The organism is Cysteiniphilum sp. 19S12-1, from assembly GCF_052030685.1.
Taxonomy (GTDB): Bacteria; Pseudomonadota; Gammaproteobacteria; order Francisellales; family Francisellaceae; genus Caedibacter.
Genome location: NZ_JBQAJM010000019.1, coordinates 1 through 23463, shown reverse-complemented (window position 1 = coordinate 23463; position 23463 = coordinate 1). Strand labels below are relative to the sequence as shown.

Here is a 23463-nt window from a genome sequence, read left to right as displayed (position 1 = left end):
CTTTAATCTTGACGTATAAACTCGTTGTTGTAATGATTTTCACGTTCTTGGAACGGTTGCTGCGATGAATGATCCCTCTCATAGTCATAGCGCTCATGCACTAGACTTTGTGAACTTGGCATTGACGTATTGGCAATAAGTCCATTAAAGACCTCCTTATCAACAGCACTACCATTATTATCAAGCGTTTGATCTAACAATAACCTATGATCCGAATGAATAATATTCTCAAGAATACTCCACTGCAACGAGTTAAGATTATCATTCATATGATTAACCAATGTTTGAAACTTTGGGTCAAAACTTTGCTGATAAAACCCAATGAAAATACTTGGGAAATACTGTAACGGATTAAACTGTGATAGCTCTTTATATAGGTGATGATACATGGCTGCTGTAGCAATCGTATCACCTTGTGCTTTTAATAAATTAAATGTTTCAAGCTTCGCTAACAAATCAAACCATTTTGGCGATGCTTCTTTGAGTGCAATCGCATCAACTTGTCTGCCGAGTGCTTTGCGATCTTCTGCCATGGTTGGCGAGCACGAGTCTTTATGTTCATCTTCATGCTGGCATGACTCCCCCTGATCAGTTTTAGCGAGTCGTTGCTGCAGAAAATGTTGCAATTTTTTGTAGGCGTCCTGCAAATTGGGGGCTAATTGCATCATACACTCTACAAGTAAATTAAAAGCATTGACAACATCTTCTGCAATACCTAGGCGCGATTTATGACTTTCTTGATAACTTAAATTATCCAACACACCATTGATAAACCATGCTAAAGCACTTTCAATCTGACGTGATTTAAATTTATGTGGTTGAAGCGCTTGATAACGCTCAAGCAAGATAAAATGTAAACTATCAAAAGCATATATCGCATGTTCATTGAAGTTTTTACAACAAAGTCCAAAAAGATAATAGCACACTAAGCGAATATCAAAATAGCCTTCGGTTAACTTTGAAGCTGACAACTCCATACATTTTTTATATTCACCTTTTTGACACCAATCAATGATCTCAGATAGATCAACTTGTGATAACACATCCTCATTAACTAGTATCTCATTAAAATCAATATATTCACTCATAGCGCGCTCCTTTCGACCTTATAATCTGGTGAATATAAAAAAATCTTGGCATTTTCAAGCTGAGGGGTCGTTGTCATCGCCATATTGCCATAATGAATCACGTTATCCCACTCTCGACCTGCCTCCACTTTATAGATTTGGGTATTGGCATCAAAAATATGTGAAAATAATGTCTCTTTTTCATGGGTTAATTGCAAGCCAGGCAATGCCTTTTGATGCACCACAGGCAAGCGCTCACTACTAGCAATCTTGATATCATTAATATTAAAATCTTTGGTTAACTCTTGAATAAGTAAGTAAACTCGATTTGAGCCTAAAATAATCTCTGGAATTTCCTTAAGCTCTATATAACGTACACCTTTGTTAAAGGCTAACAATGAAGCTTCTTTCACTTCATATTTGGCAATAAAACCTAAATGCTCTATAAGGTCATCTAGACTCTTACAGCATTTAGTATGCTGATATGTCAGCTCAGTAATAGGCTCATCATCGATGTAATTGCAAAAACAAAGATAAAAATCATATAACTGTTGAAACAAATAATCTGGTGATGACTGACCACCTTTTTCCATAGTCATCATGCAATTATCAATGCGATAGCTATGCATTAAAACTGTCTGTGCCATCACATATTTACTGGCTGAAATATGATTTAATAAATCATTTTTAATTCGCGCCTCAATGGACAAAACAATGCCCTTGATCTGGTCTTTATACCCTTCCCAAAATAGATTGCTATAAAAACTTAAAATCGGCGTTTTTGGTAAGGCATTAAGCTCACATTTACCAGATGGCAGCATTGAAATTTTACAAAAAGGAAAGCTACTAATACTTCCATCCATAGTAGGGATAGTAGATAAAACTGCCTTGTAGCTTTTGATCTCAATTTGTTGATCGACGACTGATATCTCTTTAGGTTTTGCCAAGAAAACATGTAAATAAGCTTCTTTATTTGACGTCTTTAATAACTCATCTAGCAGGCATTCTTCAATACTGAGATTATTATGTAACTCATAATACTGACCACAAACATCAATTGCTTTAAGCGCTTTAAAGCGGATAACACCCATTGCGCATAAGTCACGATCAATTACTAAATCAGCAAAACCATAAAAAGCCTCACCTTGTAATTTTGAGCATTGAGCAATAAGCGCAACATGATGATCACCCATCATATTAAAATGCTGAGGCAAAAGTAATTGACCATTTTTCCAATTGACTTGATGCATACGAAACTCCCAGTATTGAAAACATTGAATTTATGCTGCGTTTGAAGCGATACCCCAAGCACGCGCCGTTTTTTGCCCTTGTCCTAAGTCAATCGTAATATTCGGATTAGTAGCCTTTAAAGATGGAGGTAGGAAAGTTAATGTCCATATACCAAATTTCTCATGCGCATCTAAAGAGTCTTTATTATATTCAGCAGCAGGCTTACCACCAAAACTGTCCAAACGGGTTGTAATCACTTCTTCATTTTTTGCATAGACAACCCACTGTCCTTCACCGGTTCCATCTTTACCTGCAAATTTATGAATTTCAAACTTCAATTCAATTAATTGATTATCAGCTTTGAAGCTTTGCATCGTTGTCACAAGTGCTGTGTGGTGTGCTGCTGGATACATAAATCTGATCGATAATGGGCTTGACGAGCGCTCGCCTAAGTTAAATGTATCGATAATAGCAACGGCTTCTGCATCGCTCACACCATCATCAGTTGGCTGCTTATATTTAACTCCCTTTGGCAGCTCAGTCCCATTGATTTTCAGCTCAGTAATGACAGCATACTCGTCATGTTGCAGAGCATTGCCTTGGTCTAATAAAACATATGGATCAAACGTTTTATTAATTGCTGTACTATTCATTTATAGATACTCCTTTTGTTGTTGCTTTTATATTTTTAACATTATTGTTATTGTTTTAAGCTAATCGAGAGTCTAGCTTTAACTCAGCATCCATACCTTCAAATTGAAGATGAGGTAGCACACTAATTTTGCAGTTATACCAACCAATTTTTCCATCAACAGAGTTCACCTCAATATTGGCGGTTTTAAAAGGGAACCTCTGCAGTGTGACATCATCTGGATCAGTTACTGCAGTTACATAATCGTTGAGCCACTTTGATAGTTGATTCTGGATATAAGCACCATCCGCTGTTGAACCAATATTGTCACGCATCACAGACTTAACATAATGCGCAATACGTGTAATTGAATAAGTGTACGACAAATTTGAAATCATCTGCGCGTTTTCTGAATCTTTTGGATCTTCAAAGGTTTCGACATATTTCGCTGATTGCGCACTAAAGAAACAAGCTTCTGTTGTTCCCTTGTTATATACCAAAGGAATGAAACCACATTTAGCAAACTCAAATTCACGATAATCTGGAATCACAAATTCAACCGGTGGCTTTGCTTCTTCCTTACCGCGAATATCAAACGTATGTGTAGCGAGATTTTCAACCATGCCTCCGGCTTTTGGACCACGAATGTGCTGACACCAACCAGAACGTTCAAAAGACTTAGTTAAATTCTTAGCGAATAATATGGCGCTTGAGCCCCATAAATAATCATGATCGTTAAGTGGATTAATATCTTCTTTAAAGCCTTTTAAACCTTTGTTTGCTGGATTAATCTCAGGATCATAAGGCAGTCTTAAGACATAGCGCGGCAGTGTCAAACCAACATAAGTTGCCTGCTCCGTTTTTCTAAACTTATTCCAATTCCCAAATTTAGGGTGATTCATTAACCCTTCAAGGTCTTTAATTTGTGATAACTCTTCAACAGAATCACAGCCAAAAAATTGAGGCTTAACCGCTGACACAAATGGCGCATGTGATGCAACTGAGATTTTACCCATGGTTGATAACCAATCTAAATCTTCATTTGAACGATCAAACTCATACAGCCCAACGATCGAGCCATATGGCTCACCACCATATTGATCATACTCTGCAATATAAACCTTTTTGAATAACGATGCCCCTGCAATATCAACACTATTGCATTCAAAATCCTCAGCAAGCTCATCTTTAGACGCATCTAAAAAGTCAATTCGAATATTGGCCTGAAAATTAGTATCTTTCACCAAGTCTGCTAAGGAGGTAAATTGAGATTCAATATGTTTGAACTCTGGCTGATGCATGATTTCATTGACTTGATCATTGATGACATTATCAATGCGATCGATAATTCGCTGTGCAATTGATTTATTAAAGCCCGCGCTAAAATCCTCTACCTCGGCATTTGCCATAAGTGCTGCCAAACTGGCAAGCAGGCGATTTTCCTCACTGCAGTTTTCCTCTACATTAGAAAATGCATCGGCAACCATTGGAGTTTGTGAAACGGCTGTTGTATTTAAACTTGCGGAACTAAGTAAAGCTTCAATAGCACTTAAAGCTTGTGTATTCTCTACTGTCATTAGTTACTCCTTAGCAGCACTATCAATTTCACCTTCAATCACATTCGTTACCACGGCCTTTGGTAAGGTGTAATTTTCAAGTGCATTTAGATTAGACTTAAGTTCGTTGGCACTGTCATGTGCCTTTAAAATATCATTGAGTTTACGACGAAATGCCTTGTTATTATCTGACATTGCCTGCAATTCAATCAGTAATGTTTTCATTAAATTAAGTGCTTTAATCTTTGGTACTGATTGAGCAACACTTGTAGGGTTGAATGATTTTATATTTTCAATGGGGATATTGACATCAATAGAGCCTTCATTGGAAGGATCCACTTTATTTTCGACATTAAGATTTAGTGTGATCCCCATATCTTTAATTGTTTTATCTAAATTTTTACCATCAAGTTGACGCACTTCTCTGGCATCAAAATCTACTTGACGATCTTTTGATTTCCCCAACGAAAAATCACCCATAACTAACATTCTAAATGGCAATTCTTTTTTTACCTTTTTACCATTGATTTCTACTGGATATTTAAGGGTGATACGTGATTTAGGAATTTCATCAACTACTGCCATATCGTTTCTCCAATTTGTTTGACACTTATTATAAAATCACTAACTAGCGATCTTTATGTGATCAATATTAATTCATCGTTTTCAATGTAAACATAGCCATATTGGCCTAATGCTAAAAATACTTTAGCTAAACGCTTAAGGTTTAGATCATTATGATTACGTAGTAATAGATTGACTGAAGAAATTCAGCATTTTTGGCAATGTTAACATATTCATTTTACTCCTTTTGGCAAAATAGCCAACTTGGCTATATAACTATGGCATAACCTCTAAAACAATAGACTCATCGCAGATTATTTTGCGATGTTTTAGATATAAGTTTTAACGACCGAGGTAAAGAATATGGATAAATCAGATATTGAGAACTTAATTGAAGAAGCAATGTATGTTGATGATATTAGCACATTCATTGAGAGAAATTACGGTACAGATGATAATGAGCAAGCATTAGTAAAATTTTTATTGGAAAAAATTGATAAATCTATCAATAAAGGTTTTATACCAATGATTCTAGGAGCCGGCAGTTATGGCGTAGCGGTAAGATGTTTCGATGGAGTATATAAAATTAGGGTGCAAAACATTGAGAAACGTCCACACGATAAAATAGCTTCAGAGCCCGAGAGGATAGCTCGTCTTTGGAATGTTTATTTTAAAGGGCTTCATAACTGGGCAATCAGTATGGCTAAAATGCATATTCCAAATTATGCAACAGCAGAAGTCATACAAAACAGGCATTGCACAGATATCAACAATCTTAATTATAAAATCTTAAGAACCCCATTTGTCAGATGTGCCAATATAGATTATCAAACAGCGGAAGGTCAAAAATTAGTCTGCTCAGGAGAGGCTAGATTACGTGCATTTTTAAATCGTGGAATGGAAGATAAAAAGGTAAGAGGTAACTATGTCCAACTACTCAGTCTCACAGACAACAGCCTACTTGAGTTTGCTGTGCCTTTAGACTTTGATCGCGTGGTAGATAACTCACAATATCGACCCAGATCGGCAACCTCAACTAGGTATGGCACAGCACCCCACCACCACCCTATAACATCTGGAGGATTGCCTGAAATCAACCCTAGGTATCTGCATCGCTAAAGCTTATAAAATATTTAATAAGCCTAGCCAATCATTTTTAGAAGAATCACCGTAAAGTGTTTTGTGAGCAGTCACTTTTAAGCCAAATATAATGGATAATGCCTTAAAATATCACAGTTAAACACAAATACTATACGGTCTCCTATATGTGGTAATCCTTGTGTCAAGCCAATCTCACGCAGCATGTCATGTGGATGATAACCAATCTCTGGATATTCTTTGAAAATACCATCCTCAAGTGCTTGATGATAATGCTCTTGATACTTTCTGCATTTAAGTATCATTGGCAAAGGAGTGCCTTTGTTATATCTAAGCTCAACCCATTCTTTAAATAGCCCTGGTAACTCTGGATCTCGCACATCTTCAGGTGCTAAGAACTGTATGAGCGCATCGTGAGTAATCGATTCTCTATCTTGAGTCAACGTACGCCTGTCATCAGCCAATCTAAATCCTTCAGCGTTAACACTACGCCAACGAATTAACATTCCATCATTAGAATAGAAATAATATGAACCAATACCTTGAGCTCTCTCTGTTTTAAATATCATGCGCCATGATTGATTTAAAGGCTTTAAGCTTCTCAACTTATCTCTGATCTCTCTCAAGTATTGAATTGTTTGCTGGCGATAATCTGGATCTACAAGATGGGCTAGGCTAGCTCTATCATCTCTAACGATTTGTTCAACAATCGATCCATGCTGAGGTTGATCATTACGCCTTCTTTGCATCAGTATCAACCTTTGCCCTTGATCATGCTCGCTACCAGCTGATTGCCGAGAATTCACGGCATGACTACTCTCTCTTGCTGCTACAGATGATGTAACACCAAAATCGACACTGCGAGAAGTATTATCTCTATGCTCACTTAGATTTCTAATATATTGCAAGCTTGACATGTTAGCAGCAGGCGCCTGACAAATGCTCCTATCAACCTGCGCTGTATTACATCGTAGGCTTCTCATATACTGCAAGCTTGACATCTGTGGCTGAGTTGCCTCAGGTTCTCTTTTTTGATGTTGAGGACAGAGTTCTCCATACATGATTTCCACACCACAAATTAAACATCGTTTCAATTTCACGCTCCTTTTCAATAAAGTCACTAATAAACTGCAACCGTATCAAATCTTGCAACAGATGATAAAATTACACATACAGCATTGATAGATTAGTTGTATTTCTTTTGAAGATTAAACCATCTGACTTTTAACACTTAGGCAATGTTTTCGGCAAATGTTATAAATTCTGTGTTGTCCCAGTAACTTTGATGCTTTAGAAATATTCTCTAAAGCACTGATTAATACATCTTTAAAATCACCATCGTATTCATGATATTTAGATATTCTTTGATGGTATTTTTTATCTTTTAAAAGCAACCTTGACATCAACATATAAATTAATAAGTTAGATTCTTTTAATATTTTCGGATTCAATGGTATTTGTTTTTTACTTATTGCCTGCTCAATTAAATGACTTGCATAAACAAGTTTTCTACTAGCAAATGCTTCATTTAGCATATGTGACCGACTTTTCTCGAATAAAAGCTCAAATGCTTTCACTATTTCAATAAATACTTCATAAATATATTTAACTTCATCTTTTGTATCCTCAGTTAATTCAAGATTATACACTGATGTATATACTGATTTAAGTATGCTAAAAACGGTGTTAATTTCTCGCCAATGAGCCAAGCCATTCTGCTGTGAACCAAAACTTTTATAGTCCTCATTGTCCCTTTTTATATAAGCGTGATTGCATTGCGTGCCTTCAACTTCAGTCGTTTGTAGAATTGGGCAGTAAAGTATATGTTGTGTAACTGTCACTCCATCGTCGTCAGTTAATGAAATCACAGCACCATGACTGGCCTGATGGTCTAAAGTATATACAAACAGGCTAGACCTAACTGATCCATAAAAATCTTTTTTAGATTGCAACGTCTTACAAATTCTTTCATGAACAGAATCTGACTGCCCTGATGCTGCCGAGCATGAAATTACCTCTACGACTGTTTCTTGAACAGCTTTATTTTTGAATGTCTTATAGCAACGATAAATACTATTAGCGACTAGTTGGCAATCGATTGCCCCACCAACATCTGAATGCATTTTGCTCTCATCTGGCGCACCATGCCCTAGCACAAGTATTCTAATACGTGTATATGGATCCAGTTTTTTGCTATAGTAATAATAATTCAACCACCCCCTAAAATATTGTTCCTCATAAAATGCAAAGTTTTTAGGGTGTAAATCTACGGTAATAAAATTTTTTAGCCCTTTATAGTTTTTGCTCAAACTATTTGAAAGCATTTGATCTCTTTGATCTTCATCACAAGGTTTAAAATAACTACTTGCATACGAACAGGCCGCGTTTAAATAATAGCGACTGTTATTAAACGCCTGCTGATAAAAAGTAGGACGTATTCTTAATAAAATTGTTAATTCATTATTCATAATAGGTTCAGACTTTAAAATTAAACGATTACTACCAACTAGAATGCTTTGATAAACTTATTACCTTCTAGATCTTAGGATAAAGGGTGGAGCCGCCTTTACTCTTGGTGATAAAGCATTTTGTGCATACTCCGATATACCACAGCGTTCTTCGTAGCATCGTAATGTTCTATGCGCCAAATACACCTTATCTTCAGGCACCCAAATAAAACTAATATCCTCAATACGCAAACAGCCAATCGAGAGTGGATGTTCCCTTACTCTTCTATGCAACCTGCTAATATCAAGATTTTTAATGGCGTAAATCATAGGATAGCAATTAGCATCACCCGCATTCCTCATGTTGGCATAGTCAATGCAATTTTCTATATCTGCGATTTCGTACATACTAATACCATTGGCAATAGGTTGATTCCCATCCATATTTGCAGCTAATATTGTGTTGCCACGCTCTCCTGATCTTAACTGTCCAGGGCGACCTAACACCCTGTTGTGCATAATCTGTGACATTGTTAATATGGTTTTAAACTGAGCTAACCCAGTCAGCGCATTGCTATTAGTTCCATGAACATGAGATATATTATATAGCTCAGCCTGAGTTTCTGCCCACTCTACCGCAGGACTTGGTGTTACATCAATCGTTAACCCAAAAGGATTTCCGTTCATTTCACTCTCCTATAGTTTATAAGATTACTACTGCCGCACATCCAAGATACGCGAATATTTCAGTTAGGTGGTGTAATACACTATGAAATAAGACGTTTTAAAGGGGCGCTATATATATGATTAAGCAATTTATAAGATTTAGCGCTCCCACAAAATAGCCAAAATGGCCTCTTTCTCTATAGCTTGTTTTTAAACTGTACTAATACCTTAAACATCGCATTTAGATAGTAATTGAGCATGCTGTCCTTACAAAAATTCATCGCTTTAATATTTTCCACATCAACAATTTGATCTTCAACATCTCGTAAATATGCTATCAAGTGTGTCAATTTTTCTTGTTGATACTGCAGTGGTAAAATTTCAGTGACTAAGTCTAGTAAATCTTTATGCAAAATATTTCTCTTGTAACTTAATTTTTGAATCAGTTGCATTGCATAAAAGTCTAAGACAACAGGAGCAGAGGCCTCCAAACTCATGACTGGAGCCAGCTTTAATGACTCAATCGGTTTAGAGGGAATACTAAAGCTTTCTAGTCTACCCAGCTGGCGATAACCACTATGCCATGCAGCCTTTATTTGAGCCTGCATCCCAGGCTCAAATGGGATATTATGAAACTGTATGTGCGTATATCTTTGATACATTGATTTCTCAGCAGGCACTAAAGTATAACTTGGCTCACCATAACCACAGCTACTTTGAGGATATAAACGTGTAGTTTTTGCCTCTTGAATCAAACTAACTTCAAGCTCCCGCAACAACAAATCATTTTTTTCATGGTTTAAAATAATTGGATAACTATCTTTTGAACCATCGATCTGAATTGGTAATGCGTAATCAATATGATAGTTTATCAATGGCAAATGGTTAATCTTAATCAGTGATATACCTTCTTCAACATCGAGCATTTTCCCTTTACAATCGATGACAAGCTCTATGGATTTAATTTCCTCTTCATAAAAGTCGTTATTAAACTGCAAGCGTAACCCTTGATAAAATCGTCTATCTCTTAACTGATCTTTTAAATACTCATGTGGATGCATATAGGCATAATGAAGCTTCTCAACGACTGCTCTTTTGGTTTTTTTCTCACCTTGCAATGTAAATTCTAGCAAAAAATCAGCTTCTTTAAGACCGTCAAAGTAATTACTAGCAAGTATTTCATTCTCATCAAAACACCAAATATCAATATAGTTTTGCTCAAGATAAAAAAAGCCAGCCAAGTTGTTTAGACTCAAATATAACTTGTCATTATCACTTCTGCGATTTGTGATTTCACAAGGCAAGATTTGAGTATTAAACATCGGGTGCAGTGTGCATTTTTGACCATCTTTGGTTAATGCTTCAATGCGATCACTCAACAATAGATCCACAGCACTTACTTGTGACGGTTTGAGCTTAATCTCAGTAAACAGTTTATATGGAATAGCACTTTGTAAATATGGAATTCTTGTATTAAACGACCTAAGACGTGCATTATAGATATACTGCAAAACATCTCTTTTAAGATCCTTGACATCACTCTCCAATATAGACTGAAGTTGGATAAATTTCTGTGCTAATACATCTTGCATAAAGGCTCCCTAGTTTAGAAATAGACTAACACACCGCATAACAAATACGTTAAAGCCACACATCCGCCTAAGATCAAGCCCAAGTGCTGTCTAAAGCATTGCTTGACTTTATTAGCCACACGTAAATACCTGCTTTTTGTTACCAAGGGTGTTGATAAGTTATTGCTTTCTAATAATGGCTTCTCATGCTCAAACTGCAACATTTCCTTAAGCTTATTAATATAATTAGCAATTGCATAACGCTCTGATTCCGCAGGGTATTTGCCTTTAAATCCACCTGTTAGCATGCAGTAATACAACTCATAGATAAACTTAGGATAAAATGGGTTTGCTAATACATCATCGACATATTCGTAAAACTTCACCCCGCCTTCAGTCGTTTCAAAAAGCTCCTTTTGTAAACTCGGCCAAGGATGTGCTGCATACTCATAGATCCCAGAGAGTATTTCATCTAACCATACCGCTATGCCAAAACTGGTATATTTAGCAATTTTTGCATTGTGTAGATGCTCTACTTTTTGCACTATCTGATGTAATGCATTACGAAAAAAGGCTCTTGTCTCAATCGTTTCTTCAATATCAACATTTGCCAAATTATTAACCTCCTTGCCATATGACTCTGATTTCAAAATCAACTGACTAATATCTTTCCAAATCAAAAAATCCTGTTGCATCTTCTTTGCCTCCTAAGCGCTAAAATTCGATAGACTGTCTTTACCTATTGTCACTTCATACTTCTTGCCATAGGCTTCAGGAATATATTGCTTCCACTGCGTATTGCTCGCCATATTGGTATAGAACACAAAAACACCCATGCCTTGATGCTCATTTGCTGGCACCTTATACACATAATCACCATCAGCAAAGTTATCCGGTGTGAGCGTTACGGTATGTGAGCTTGATTTGCCCACCAAACTTAACGCCTTCTCATAATCTGTATTGATAAAGCTTTGCTCGGACATGGGTGCTGCTAACACGGTCAAAATTTGACTATTATTACTATTGTTATCTAGATGCATTTTAAGTGTTAGCGTCGGTGAAGTGCTAAACATTGCACAACCTCCTAATGACAACACAGCAAAGGCAACAATTAATAATTTACTTTTATGTAGTATCTTTCTCATTTGTTATTATCTCCGGATTTATAGTTCTTGCTCAAAGAGCAACTGCTGTCTTGCATTTAGTTTTGTCGTAGTCGTCAACTTATTTGATAAATAGGTGCTCTCTTGATTCGTCAATAATCTCATATGTAATTGCAAAAGATAGCCATGCCAAAAACTACCATAGTGCGCGCACCATTTTGCATGCAAAAGCTGGGTAACACGCATGATCTCATATTCACTTAAACCTTCTTCAATATTTAAGGTGATTTCAATTTTGTTTTTTGCCTCAATAATCACATGACCTATCTGCCCATGTTGTTCAGATAATCTAGCTTGCCCTAAGATCATTTGCTGTGGTCTCACTAAAGAGTTTGTATGATTAACCTTAAGGTCAAAATAATATTCAGGGAAAAGGCTTGCTATCTGATGATGAAGCTCAGCATAGGAGTTTAATGCCAAAGTATTATTCTCAGTAATGGCATTAAACGCATCCTTTGACTCTACCATTAAGTCCAAATGCAACAACATCAATATATGCTTCAACCATTTGTTAGCATAATGTGCAAATGTTTTACTTTGCAAAAAGTCTTCTGAAAAGCCAATGTCTTTGAGTTTGGACTGCGCTGCAAGCCACCCTAAATTCACACCAATGATTATTTTAGCGTCAACATAATGTAAGTAAGCAATCGTGTGTGTATGACATGCGTTACTTTCAACACTTTCAAACTCGATATTCTGAATATCAAAACCGAGCATAAACAGCTGCTCTAGCAAATAGCTTAAACTAAACTTTGTTGCATGCTGTTGCAAATTATGCAAGGCTTTATTTGATAATACACACGTCATATTCTGTCTTACCTATGATAGTGGGAAAACCATATTTTGCGCGCTGAATGCTACTGGTACTTTATGTCCATTCACGGGAATGTTCCAAGTCATCAGGCCATTATTACCCATAACCGATTGATTCACCAATTGATATAATGCCCAGTTACCATTATTGCTAATCGTTTGATTTATCGAGTTGTTTAACACCACGCCAATGCTCACCTCCGCAGGCTTCCACCAATCATATTCAATGGCTTGTTGTAGCGGTTTTGCATCTATGCCAACAACAGATTTATTATTTAATGAAAGATAAGTCATCTTAATATAGTTTGTCGCTAATTTCTTTTGATAAAATGGCTCTGCTTGAAGCATGATTTGTATAGGCTTTGGTTGGCCATCACTACTCCAAAGTGCATCACTGATATATTGCATTTTTTGTACATTTTCAAGGATGCTCGATAAGTTCAAGGCACCGGCATAAGGCACCTTCCTCATCCGCCAGATGCCATTTTTCTTGACAAAGACTTGCGCGAATTTTTGCTTAAATAAATCCCAAAACTGCCCATCTTTAGGTGACAGCAAACTAGTTAACACTTTGGGAGACATTGTTTGTGAAGCCGTTAAACGCATTGGGAAGCTATTTTCAATTGTGTTAACCATATTCGCCAACTTCTCATTCCAAACTGTATCAAAATAATGAGCGACTTGCTGCATTCCTAACGTATATACCACTGAAAATATCTGAACAAATGGCTTACGCTGCGCTACAGGCATGTGGATTTTATCAAGCTCATTGTTTGTCAAACGCATATAAGAGCTTGATGAGTCTAAATAAATCGCCAAAGCTTGATTTGCCAAGGCAGACATTCCACCATTACTGACTAAGTGACTATCTAGACCTTGATATAACAGTTGATTACGCAGTGTTGAGATAATATTGATATATCCACTCAATCCTGCATTACTGTTTTGTTTGCTTGTGTTTATCCCCAATAATAAGCTATCGAAATTCTGCAGCTGATGGTAGCTTGCAAAGCTTTGACTAATTTGCTTTATAAAGCCATATTTCAGCATACTTTTATCAAAGTTTGTATTACTATTGATTTGTGTAATTAATGCCAACAATGGCGAGCTTGGTTGCTTCATGTTATATAAAGCGACTTTTAAAGCCGCAACACTTGTTATATTATAGTCAAAGTGCGTAATCAATTGATTGTATGCTTCAATATATCGCTGCGTATACTGATCAATCGATTGATTAAAGACTTTTTGCAACTGAGTGGTATCAATATGCTCCTTACTTAGCTTAGCAATTAAGTGCTTATAGGCCTCGATATCTGGAACAACGACATTTTGTATATAATTACCCGTAAAACTTGAAGCGACCTGACCATTTGCTGACAATAATGTTGATCCTTGACTGGAAGTTGTATGTTGAGACAAAAACAAATTACCTGAGTGATGTGTATACTCGTCAATAAGCGTATTAATTTTTGCACGCACAATCATCTGCTGCCAATTGCCATAACTAAACTGATCACTACCATAAGCCTTAGGCAAATTGCTATTTTGCCCTTCTACAATAATAGTGCTTATAGCGTTTAACAGATCTGAAAAATCGCGAACCTTAGTCATCGTGAAACTCGGCTCATTGGCTAATAGTTTAATCAAGCTTAGGTAAGTCGCATTTTGTGCTTGTTCTTGCTCCTGTGAACCCAATCTATCAATAAATTGCTGCAAAAATTTTAGCTCATTATGTGATAAATGCGGCTGCATAATAGGTAGAAATTGATACAACGCTGATTTAAGAATAATTTTAGATGCAAAGCTATCATAAATCGTCCGATAAAAATGTTTGATATCCGATATTTTAATCGCACTATCCTGCAACATAATATTGATTGCCACCATAACAGATTGATAACTGTCACTATCATCCAACGGAATCGCATCGATTGATTGTCCTGTAAATTCATCTGTAGGAACTCTATCATTATATTTAATATATAAGCGAATCGTTTTTTCTGGTAGCTGACTTAAACTTGCGAAAACATTGGCATAATGCACAATAAAATCACGCTCATTCTGCTTGATTGCATGTGTAATCAATAGCAATGCAGCTAATTGAACATCGCTCGTTGATTGCTCAATCAATGGTTTTATATTACTTTGGTATATGCTATTAGCAATTTTCTGCTTGATTCCATGCATTAAAATAAACTGCGGATAAATATCTGCAATAGGCGTACTCACAATATCTTGCTGATAATCTAGCGTGATTTTTTGCATCTTGTCAGCAAAATCATTTAATGAGATTTGCTTATTTTGCACTAAATTCGCAACCGTATTGGCTGTATTATCAAAAGCCACTTGCCTGCTTTGTAATTTGGAAGCGTACAATATCATAAAGCCAATGAGTCCTGCACTTAATATACTAGCTGACAATCGAAATAATGAAATAGGCTGTCGTATCTTCTTATACGTTAATGTCAAGATATTTGGCGTGCTTTGTGCTGCTTGCGCCAAAAACAAAGCCTGAATTTTTGGTGTCAATGTGACTTGATTTTCATAGTGCAAGGTATCAACAATAACCTGCATGACTTCCAAAGATTGCCTAATACCATCCAATACCACCAACTGGTTCATAAAGATATGACTATCTTCAACATTAATCAGTCGACTCTTTAATGCCACCAGTTTATCAGCAAATACCTCCAGTAGCTGCCCTCCTTCATTTGTCTGATACATGCATATATTTTGAAGCTCCAACGATAAAGCGCTTGCTTCTTCAGTCATCTTTGTATGTGATAACTGTATACAAACTGGTAGACGACGTTTTTTAATCTTTTGCATGACATCAATTTTTGCTCTGATAAGTTGCGCTAAATTCTGCAAATCATCTCTGCTTTGTTGCAAAAGTTTATCAACATCGAAGCTAATGATAATTGTAGGGCTCTGCCCACGGAAGATCTTTTTCCATAAGCGCTTTAACAAAAGCACTTCTAATTTATCGTCCTCATCAAGACGCGCTTGACCGATTTCATAGATAAATGACTTATTATCAATAAAATAATTATCCAAACCATCTGGTTTATATTTCAAATAAAATTGACGACGAAAATGTTCAAATTGTGTGTGCTTTACCAAACTCTCTTTCTCTGCCAGATTAATATGCAAATAATACTGGCAAAGCTTCATTTTTCTTCTTAACGCAAATGGCAAATCCTGCTTAAATAGTTTAAAACTTTTAATGCCATTATTTGAGGTAAAAACACTTTTTAGGCTAAGCCAAAGCTTCTTTAACTTAACCGAATTTTGAATGAATTTTTTATACACTTTTTGAATTGCTTGCACAAGCAACCAAAAACCACCCAGACCTAAAATCAACAGGCAAATTGGATTATGCAATATACTTTTAATCGCTTCACTCATGTCTTAATGAACCTTACTTTGATTAAACATAAATAAGTTTATTGCTTGATGAATAAATACCTGAGATAAGTTTAAATAGATATACTAGCTGTAATGGCGTACTGATATTAAACTTACTTTTGATCATCTTTAGATGATTACTCACCGTATGTTTGGAAATAAACAATCGATCTGCTATTTCCTGATAACTGGCGCCATGCATATAAAGCGTTAAACATTCTGCTTCTTTTGGTGACATACGTACACCTTTGCTAGATATATATTCTTTGGGAAACAGCTTTATTTGATCACGTGAAAAATAGCTTTCAACATGTGCGGCAATGTCACTATTGGGTTCAATCTTCTCAAGATAGTTACATGCGGTTGTTGTTAATTCTTTTTTCACACAATCAATAAAGGTATTGATTTCATCAATGCCACTCATGAGTTGACTATTGCTCATATCCGTACTAAAGAAAATCGAAACCAAGATACCATTATTATAGGGTTCGACATAAGAAAAAGCATTGTTGACATTAGAAATATATTGCTGCTTCAAACTCAACAAATGCGCTAATGTTGATGATTCATTACTAAACTCAATTTTTGAGAGTTTAAATAACTCAGGTAAAAGTGCCGGTTTAGCACTGACCATATCTTTTATAAACTGCTCTTGCATTCCTAGCATTAACAATTTTCCATCACTATCGGCAAAAAACATTAGACAACTTTCTATATTTAGGGCATTTAATGCCGTAATACGCGTCTGTAAGATTTTCTTATAACGATATGAAAATTGTATGATTTTTTGTAGAGTACTTTCCTGCAACATATAACGATTACCTCATCCTGTATTAAACAATCATTGCTTATGTTCACCAACGCTCAGTTGCGCTGTGATCTGATGATTATGGTATGAAAAACTGATGAGGATTTAAACAATATAAAGATGACTAAATATTACTGATACATTTTATTCATTAAAAGGATTCATGCTAAGCGCGTCATCATATTGCGCACCCAACTCTCCAAACTTTTTATGTGAATGTGAATAGAATTTCACAAACCTTATCCCTGAAAAACTAAATACCGCTGGTGATTTATAGCCTTGAGAATCAATTAAACAACGATAATGTTGTTGATACTGTAACGCCTGATCTCTTAAATCAGTCTTATAATCCATCGTAAATTCATCTGACTGCAACTCAAATCGCAAACTCAGTACGTAAATCGCAACAGCCATACTGTTGATGATACACGGATCTCTAGTTTGCTTATTCTTTGCCATTAAGGCACGTCTTCCTAACTCGCTTAAGTCAAAATGCGTTTTATGAATACTCACTCCAGGCTGTTGATATTGTAAATAATAGTCATGATAAAATCCAAACAAACTAAGTTCCAAAAACAAATTTCTAGCGCGTGAGAATATTACTGAACATTCAATTTGATTGACATATGGTAACATCCTTGGAGTTACTGCCTGATCTTTATAAAGAGATTTCTGTGCACACACATTCTCATATGGCCATTTATGTGTAGCTTCTAACACTTTAAATCCCGCTCGACTATTTAATATGTCACTCCAATCATGCTGATGTATTTGATGCCTTTGTTGTACATCATCCAGCACCACATTAGAGTCAAAATAGAGCCCTCCATATCGATGAATCGCAATCAATCTCAAAATATTAACCGCACTAGCAACACGTCTAAAATTGCCAATACATTCTCGTTCTGCAATGCTAACGATAAGAGATCGTACACGTTGATTTAATCTACAAGGATAGTCTTTACTGCAAAACTCCTTGGCAAGGCTTGAAATAGTTTTCACCTCACAAAAGCCACCAGACATGGTATTCATTTCTGACTGTATTCGTAGGGCATTTCGTTTATCAGTCCACAACATGCCTCTGGTTTGTGTGTTGCGACATATTCTTGCAAAGCTTGTTAATCTTGTCCTAGGAATATTGCCAATATGGATAGTATGCAAAAACATGGTATGATTTTCATACTTACTAAGATAGTCTGATGAAGGTATTGATGAAAAACCTTTACCCTCGCACCGTTGGCAAATAAATTTAGCTGTATCATTGTGACAAATTACGCATTTCCCATTAGCTAGGGCTGCAGACTCTTCTATAGCATCGTCATCAGAATCATCTAAAACTGACTTAATGTTTAATCGCGGCGGCATATTATCTCCTTAGTCTTGTATTAGTAGATCTCTCTAAATAAGTCACTCGTTGTACTGTACAACTTTCGCCATGGAAGCTGTGGATTCAAAGAGCATATGACACTAGAATCTATCTCGGTTCGTGGAAAATAACTAAGTAACCTAACGCCAAGTGTCTCTGTTATTTGAATTTTGTTCAGTTGATTTATAAAAAGGATAGATGATACCTGACATCCCACTAATGGTTATTATTTCTCTGTTACCTTCATCACTGTGATAAATTATTGAATTCAGAATCATAACAATATATTTTCCTTGATACTATGAATTTACTACTCTGCAATCTGGTGTTGTTGTACAACGCTACGCAGCAGATCATTCATATCATAACGATCAGCAAACAGATAATGACTTCTCATTTGAGTGCTATAGCTAAAATATTCATGATGCGTTGTTCTAAACTCATCTTGATCATTTATTTCATTCACTAAAATCACATAAGCACGTCACAGCCTGTCATGCTCTTCAGGTTTTAGTACTGTTTGATGTCTCATCATAGACTTGCTCCAAAGCACATTTTAAAGTTACCATGAGCATATCTGAAAACTAACATATCGATATAGCCAAAATAGCTATTTTTATAGCTGGCTAACTCTTAAGAGGAAATTAAGCATTTAGCATTCATCACTTGCGCAAAGCCAAATGCAATATTTTTAATTGCCGCTAAATTTATTTCATAGTTCATTTTAGACTTCCCGGTCATTCTTTTGGCATATCATAACGCTGCTAACACCATATTGAAATCATTCTATTATCAAAGCACAACCTGCAAAATGATTGAGTTTTCACCATTTTTTAAAGATTCATTTTTTTTGAAAAAAAGCTATTGACTCACAAAGGCTTCATCTATAGAATTCACTCTCGTTAAGGCATTCCCCGATAGCTCAGTCGGTAGAGCAAGTGACTGTTAATCACTGGGTCGGCGGTTCAAGTCCGTCTCGGGGAGCCATCTCAAAGCCATATCTAGCAAGGCATTCAAGTAGTTTAAATAATAAAAGCAAAAATCCATGTTCTTTCAATAGGTAACAAAAAATATCTGCATAATCTCGCCAGATTGTACCCATTATTGAAGTTTTGGTGCTGACACTTCTGACGGCACCATGATGATGCCCGCAATGGAAGGAACATGAAAATTCATGCAAGCGCTCACAGTATGCAGCAAAACTAATAGCGAGTTTGTGTAAATATTTTGGTTTTGCTTACACAGTCTTTTTTGACTTTTAAGCTAACTTGTTTATTTTGGTACCGACATCAATATCGGTAGCATCATTCTATTGCTGATTGTAGCGTCAATTGCGCACTGATTTGATATGATTTGATATACCCTAATATTGATCATCTGCAGCGGGTTTGATTAAGGTGATCTACCCCTTGCATTATTCACCCTCCCTCGATGGTATACAACAAGGATAAGCGTTAAATCGTGTTAGGTTTGTGCTGATTTATAACTTTTGATTTGACAAATACGCCTTAGGCGTATATAGTTATTCTCATAGAAATATAGGTAATGTTGCAATGATTACAGTTGTTGAACTTCCAAGCTACATAAAAAAAGCAAATGTATGTCTTACAACAGATAATCAAAAATCACTTGTAGACTACCTAGCCGTTTACCCTGAAGCAGGTGCAATTATGGAGGGAACAGGCGGCATTCGTAAACTAAGATGGGCAACAGAAAATAGCGGCAAAAGTGGCGGCGTACGTGTTATTTACTATTATTACAATGAAAGCATACCGTTATATTTAATTGCGATGTTCAAAAAAAGCGAAAAGGCAAATTTAACTAAAGCTGAGAGAAACGACTTAGCTGCCATGGTTGAACTACTGAAAAAAGGGGCTAGAAAATGAGTGCATTTCAAGAAATAAAACAAGGGGTACAAGAAGCAATTGACCATCAAAAAGGCTTATCTATTAATACAAAAGAGCATCATTTTGATGATGTTGATGTAAAAAACATCCGCGAATCACTGCACCTATCTCAACATGATTTTGCAGCAAAGTTTTGTTTAAATTTAAAATCAGTGCAGAACTGGGAGCAAAAAAGGAAAAAACCCTCAGGTGCAACATTAGTTCTGCTTAAAGTTATTGCTAGCAATCCATCAGCTGTTATAAATGCTTTACATACACGATGAAGTGCTTAGACAACCTGATTGGCGAACCCGAAACCATTGCGAATATTTTGCTTGCATTACGTAAATATGACGAAATTACGCAAGCTGACTTTGCAAAAAATAGGTATTTCAACACAGCAGCTATGCGACATTGAACACGGGAGACGCCCTGTGACAGTTCAGCTTGCTGTGCGCTTTGCTAAAGCATTGGCCATGAGTCAAAAGACTTTTGTGAAACTAGCGCTGCAAGATATGCTTAAACGTGAAGGTTTGCATTATAAAATTAATTTAGATGGCACAGCCTAATGCTTATTCTCTTCTTTTAACTGCCATACCACTGAATAAGTATCGTAATTTTGTTTAAAACTATCACCAATGTTTACTACCTCAAGCTTTTTTGACGTAAAACAAAGATATCGCACATAGCTTAATTCAAATCCTAACTTATCTGCAATATCAAACTCTTTCCTCTCGGTTGTATGTTCTTTTGATAAATTGTCACCTAATAGGGTGCGTCAATCTTAATTTGTATTGGTGTTTTAATATCAATTTGACCATTAAATATAAATTAAGCTAGAATGCACCTAGAAGCGGCCAATAGAGCACCATTGCTAGCGTAATAACAATAATACCAGCTAATTTAAGTGCTACACCCCATGCCATTGCCTGATGAATCTTGACATGATCTGACTGGACGACTAGCGCCATTGCTGGCGTGCTCACTGGTAGCATAAATGTCAAACCTGCACTTGTCGCAATGGCAATAGTCACCACACGTGGATCGATACCATACTCTACAGCCAAAGCTAAGCCAATCGGTAAAAGAACAGCTACTGAAGCCGCATTGCTCATAATCTCAGTTAATATCGCTGCCAATACCACAAGCAAAATAAGAATAACTAAAGGTGACACAATGCCTAAACGCATCATCATTTGCACCATCTCTGCTGCCGCCCCTGTATTACGTAGAGCAACACTTAAAGCAATCGCACTACCATACATCAAGACGATACCCCACTGCACATCTTTTTCAACTTCTTTCCAATTGGTAATACGTAGACTAAACGCGATAATAACGCCCAAAAAAGCAATCCAATCTAAGCCCCATGCCGTGCCATAACATACCCATAATAAAATCGTAAACAAGACCACAATAAGTGTTAAAATCTCACGCTTGGTAATTTTGCCAATTTGCTTTTTATGCGCCATTAATTTCTCACGTGCCAATTGAATATTAGCGCCCGTATTATGTGCCGCAATCAAGACACAAACACTTGCTAATGCTAGCATAATAAGTACAATCGGGATCACCCAAATACTCCATTGAATAAAACCAATGTGACTAGCATGAACAAGCTTTGCATTATTAGCAAAGGTATCCTGCAAGATTCCCAAGGCTAATGGCGCACGCGCCCCACCTAGCAAAGTTGCAGTCCCACCAATCATCGCACCCCATGCCATTGCCATATAGGCAGCAAAGGCAAAGCGACTTTTCTTTCTTACATTTGCAGCCGTTACAATTTCAAGCACAATAGGCAATAGCATGGCCGCTACCGCATGCTCACTAATAAAAAATGCCATCATACTTGCTAGCACAAAAATCGACATACACAATCTTTTTGAACCTGTACCGAACTTAGCAATAATGGTAATTGCAAAGCGTTTGCTTAGACCTGAGCGCATCACTGGACTTGCTAGAATAAAGGCACCTAATACGAAAAAAATTGCTGAGTTACCAAAGTAACTATACACATCTTGTGAAAAGATATCACCTGACATCGGTAACAAAAACAATACAATAATGCCTGTCACTGCTAGCGGGAAGATATTACTAATCCATAAAAAAGCAGCCACACAAAACACAGCAAACGCATGTTTTCCAGCTTCATTAAAATGCCCAACTGGCAGATAAAGTGCCACAAAATAAATCACAACAGCAGCTAAAATACACAAGAAAATGCTTGGGATCGTGGGCAATTCCATTTCTTTTTGATGCATAATTTGGTACTCATAAACCACTGTCTATAAACAGTAGTTGAGCAAATGAATTTTTTCCAGCGCTTTTAATAATTTTATAATTGACATCATCGTAGGGGCGTATCGCATACGCCCTTTTACAACCATCTATCTAGATCCTTACCTATCAAAAGATAAATTTCATCATTAAGCCTGTATCCACCGTATTATTCTCCGGTTCGTACCATCCTTTTCTAGTTGCACCATCCGCTGTTTCGGAAGTCTGAATTTTCCAATATTTAATATACGGTCCAACAAGCCACGCCCAATTTCCTTGATCACGCCCAACAAGCAGATAACCACTAGCACCCCAACCTTCACGTTGTTGGTTGGTGACACCTCCATCAATACCAGAGTATTGTATCCCATGGATCAATCCATCAAACTCAAGACGTGATTGCATAATCATTTTATTCTTATGCCATGAGATATCGGCACCTACTGGGATATAGAAATAATTTGAAATGCGTAAATATCCCGCTGAGTTATTACTTGAATCATTATTCAGATAGCGATAGCCCAAACCGATATAAGGGGTGAGTTTCAATCCTGATTTTTGCCAAGAAAAAACATAACCTACTTTTGGTGAAATACCCAAGATATAGCTATTATCATTATCCATTTGGAATGGTCTACCATCAAGTAAGCTGCCGTCATACTTACCATTGACGAAGCCTAGCTGTCCATCAACAATCAAAGTTACTTTATTGCGATCAATATACTGATAACTACCATCCAAACCGAAGCTTGGACCTTTAATACTCATAAGTCCTGGCTCACGATAACTATAGTATCCTGCCATGGGTGAGATAGAAAATAAAGAACAACCTGCTTCACGGCTGTCCCATCTAAAATATGTTGACTTTTGCTAAATTTATCTTTGAATATGTTGACTTTTGCTAAATTTATC

At 36.5% G+C, this 23463-nt stretch carries 22 protein-coding genes and 1 tRNA gene; 5 read left to right on the top strand and 18 right to left on the bottom strand.

The features are described from left to right. Window positions 1-2: 2 nt before the first annotated feature. From ACTS4L_RS07440 to tssB, 5 genes are read right to left on the bottom strand one after another with little or no spacing between them, the layout of a single operon-like run. Entirely contained in the window at window positions 3-1088 is a 1086-nt protein-coding gene (locus ACTS4L_RS07440) for a type VI secretion system protein IglI family protein (RefSeq protein WP_440615337.1), read from the bottom strand. Next, a complete protein-coding gene (tssK, locus tag ACTS4L_RS07435) occupies window positions 1085-2317 on the bottom strand; it encodes a type VI secretion system baseplate subunit TssK (protein WP_440651901.1) in 1233 nt (410 codons plus the stop codon). Before tssK ends, ACTS4L_RS07440 begins: the two co-directional genes overlap by 4 nt. A 30-nt stretch (window positions 2318-2347) precedes the next feature. Further along, window positions 2348-2950: a hypothetical protein gene (locus ACTS4L_RS07430; protein ID WP_440615335.1), complete on the bottom strand. Its 603-nt coding sequence runs from the start codon at window positions 2948-2950 to the stop codon at window positions 2348-2350. A 55-nt stretch (window positions 2951-3005) separates the two neighbouring features. Beyond that, window positions 3006-4505 carry a type VI secretion system contractile sheath large subunit gene (tssC, locus tag ACTS4L_RS07425; RefSeq protein ID WP_440615334.1) on the bottom strand — a complete coding sequence of 500 codons (1500 nt, stop codon included), beginning with the start codon at window positions 4503-4505 and terminating at the stop codon, window positions 3006-3008. Window positions 4506-4508: 3 nt separating this feature from the next. After that, a complete protein-coding gene (tssB, locus tag ACTS4L_RS07420) occupies window positions 4509-5069 on the bottom strand; it encodes a type VI secretion system contractile sheath small subunit (protein WP_440615333.1) in 561 nt (186 codons plus the stop codon). 342 nt (window positions 5070-5411) lie between these two features. On the opposite strand from tssB, the gene ACTS4L_RS07415 reads away from it, so the two are divergent. Beyond that, window positions 5412-6167 carry a hypothetical protein gene (locus ACTS4L_RS07415; protein ID WP_440615332.1) on the top strand — a complete coding sequence of 252 codons (756 nt, stop codon included), beginning with the start codon at window positions 5412-5414 and terminating at the stop codon, window positions 6165-6167. A 77-nt stretch (window positions 6168-6244) separates the two neighbouring features. Here the strand turns inward: ACTS4L_RS07415 and ACTS4L_RS07410 are convergent, their stop codons facing one another. The 11 genes from ACTS4L_RS07410 to ACTS4L_RS07360 all read right to left on the bottom strand — a co-directional run bounded on the left by ACTS4L_RS07410 (window position 6245) and on the right by ACTS4L_RS07360 (window position 18854). Then, on the bottom strand, window positions 6245-7240 hold the full coding sequence (locus ACTS4L_RS07410) for a hypothetical protein (protein WP_440615331.1): 996 nt from the start codon (window positions 7238-7240) through the stop codon (window positions 6245-6247). Window positions 7241-7354: 114 nt separating this feature from the next. After that, on the bottom strand, window positions 7355-8614 hold the full coding sequence (locus ACTS4L_RS07405; protein ID WP_440651899.1) for a hypothetical protein: 1260 nt from the start codon (window positions 8612-8614) through the stop codon (window positions 7355-7357). Between the two features lie 60 nt (window positions 8615-8674). Next, window positions 8675-9280: a hypothetical protein gene (locus ACTS4L_RS07400; RefSeq protein WP_440617674.1), complete on the bottom strand. Its 606-nt coding sequence runs from the start codon at window positions 9278-9280 to the stop codon at window positions 8675-8677. Window positions 9281-9456: 176 nt separating this feature from the next. Continuing rightward, window positions 9457-10851, bottom strand: coding sequence for a type VI secretion system baseplate subunit TssF/IglH (gene iglH / locus ACTS4L_RS07395; protein WP_440617673.1), 1395 nt, complete (start codon window positions 10849-10851; stop codon window positions 9457-9459). 14 nt (window positions 10852-10865) lie between these two features. Continuing rightward, window positions 10866-11525, bottom strand: a complete 660-nt coding sequence (locus ACTS4L_RS07390) for a DotU family type IV/VI secretion system protein (RefSeq protein ID WP_440617672.1) — start codon at window positions 11523-11525, stop codon at window positions 10866-10868. Between the two features lie 12 nt (window positions 11526-11537). Beyond that, complete coding sequence (locus ACTS4L_RS07385) at window positions 11538-11975, bottom strand: hypothetical protein (protein WP_440617671.1); 438 nt, start codon at window positions 11973-11975, stop codon at window positions 11538-11540. 18 nt (window positions 11976-11993) lie between these two features. Continuing rightward, complete coding sequence (locus ACTS4L_RS07380) at window positions 11994-12800, bottom strand: hypothetical protein (protein ID WP_440617670.1); 807 nt, start codon at window positions 12798-12800, stop codon at window positions 11994-11996. A gap of 12 nt (window positions 12801-12812) precedes the next feature. After that, complete coding sequence (locus tag ACTS4L_RS07375; protein WP_440617669.1) at window positions 12813-16214, bottom strand: hypothetical protein; 3402 nt, start codon at window positions 16212-16214, stop codon at window positions 12813-12815. A gap of 22 nt (window positions 16215-16236) precedes the next feature. After that, window positions 16237-17025 (bottom strand): helix-turn-helix transcriptional regulator, encoded by a 789-nt coding sequence (locus ACTS4L_RS07370; protein WP_440617668.1) that lies wholly within the window; start codon window positions 17023-17025, stop codon window positions 16237-16239. A gap of 141 nt (window positions 17026-17166) precedes the next feature. Beyond that, the gene (locus tag ACTS4L_RS07365) at window positions 17167-18387 is read right to left on the bottom strand and encodes a hypothetical protein (protein ID WP_440617667.1); all 1221 of its coding nucleotides are present in this window, start codon (window positions 18385-18387) and stop codon (window positions 17167-17169) included. 311 nt (window positions 18388-18698) lie between these two features. After that, on the bottom strand, window positions 18699-18854 hold the full coding sequence (locus tag ACTS4L_RS07360; protein WP_440617666.1) for a hypothetical protein: 156 nt from the start codon (window positions 18852-18854) through the stop codon (window positions 18699-18701). Between the two features lie 445 nt (window positions 18855-19299). Here ACTS4L_RS07360 and ACTS4L_RS07355 point away from each other — a divergent pair. The 4 genes from ACTS4L_RS07355 (at window position 19300) to ACTS4L_RS07340 (ending at window position 20843) form a co-directional block, all read left to right on the top strand. Then, window positions 19300-19375: transfer RNA gene (locus ACTS4L_RS07355), tRNA-Asn, on the top strand. Between the two features lie 566 nt (window positions 19376-19941). Further along, on the top strand, window positions 19942-20274 hold the full coding sequence (locus tag ACTS4L_RS07350; protein WP_440617665.1) for a type II toxin-antitoxin system RelE/ParE family toxin: 333 nt from the start codon (window positions 19942-19944) through the stop codon (window positions 20272-20274). Then, window positions 20271-20558, top strand: a complete 288-nt coding sequence (gene nadS, locus ACTS4L_RS07345; protein ID WP_440617664.1) for a NadS family protein — start codon at window positions 20271-20273, stop codon at window positions 20556-20558. Before ACTS4L_RS07350 ends, nadS begins: the two co-directional genes overlap by 4 nt. Before the next feature lie 66 nt (window positions 20559-20624). Continuing rightward, window positions 20625-20843 carry a hypothetical protein gene (locus ACTS4L_RS07340; RefSeq protein WP_440617663.1) on the top strand — a complete coding sequence of 73 codons (219 nt, stop codon included), beginning with the start codon at window positions 20625-20627 and terminating at the stop codon, window positions 20841-20843. 267 nt (window positions 20844-21110) lie between these two features. Here the strand turns inward: ACTS4L_RS07340 and ACTS4L_RS07335 are convergent, their stop codons facing one another. Next, complete coding sequence (locus ACTS4L_RS07335) at window positions 21111-22535, bottom strand: SLC13 family permease (protein WP_440617662.1); 1425 nt, start codon at window positions 22533-22535, stop codon at window positions 21111-21113. A 145-nt stretch (window positions 22536-22680) separates the two neighbouring features. After that, window positions 22681-23355 carry a hypothetical protein gene (locus tag ACTS4L_RS07330; protein WP_440651897.1) on the bottom strand — a complete coding sequence of 225 codons (675 nt, stop codon included), beginning with the start codon at window positions 23353-23355 and terminating at the stop codon, window positions 22681-22683. Window positions 23356-23463: the final 108 nt, after the last annotated feature.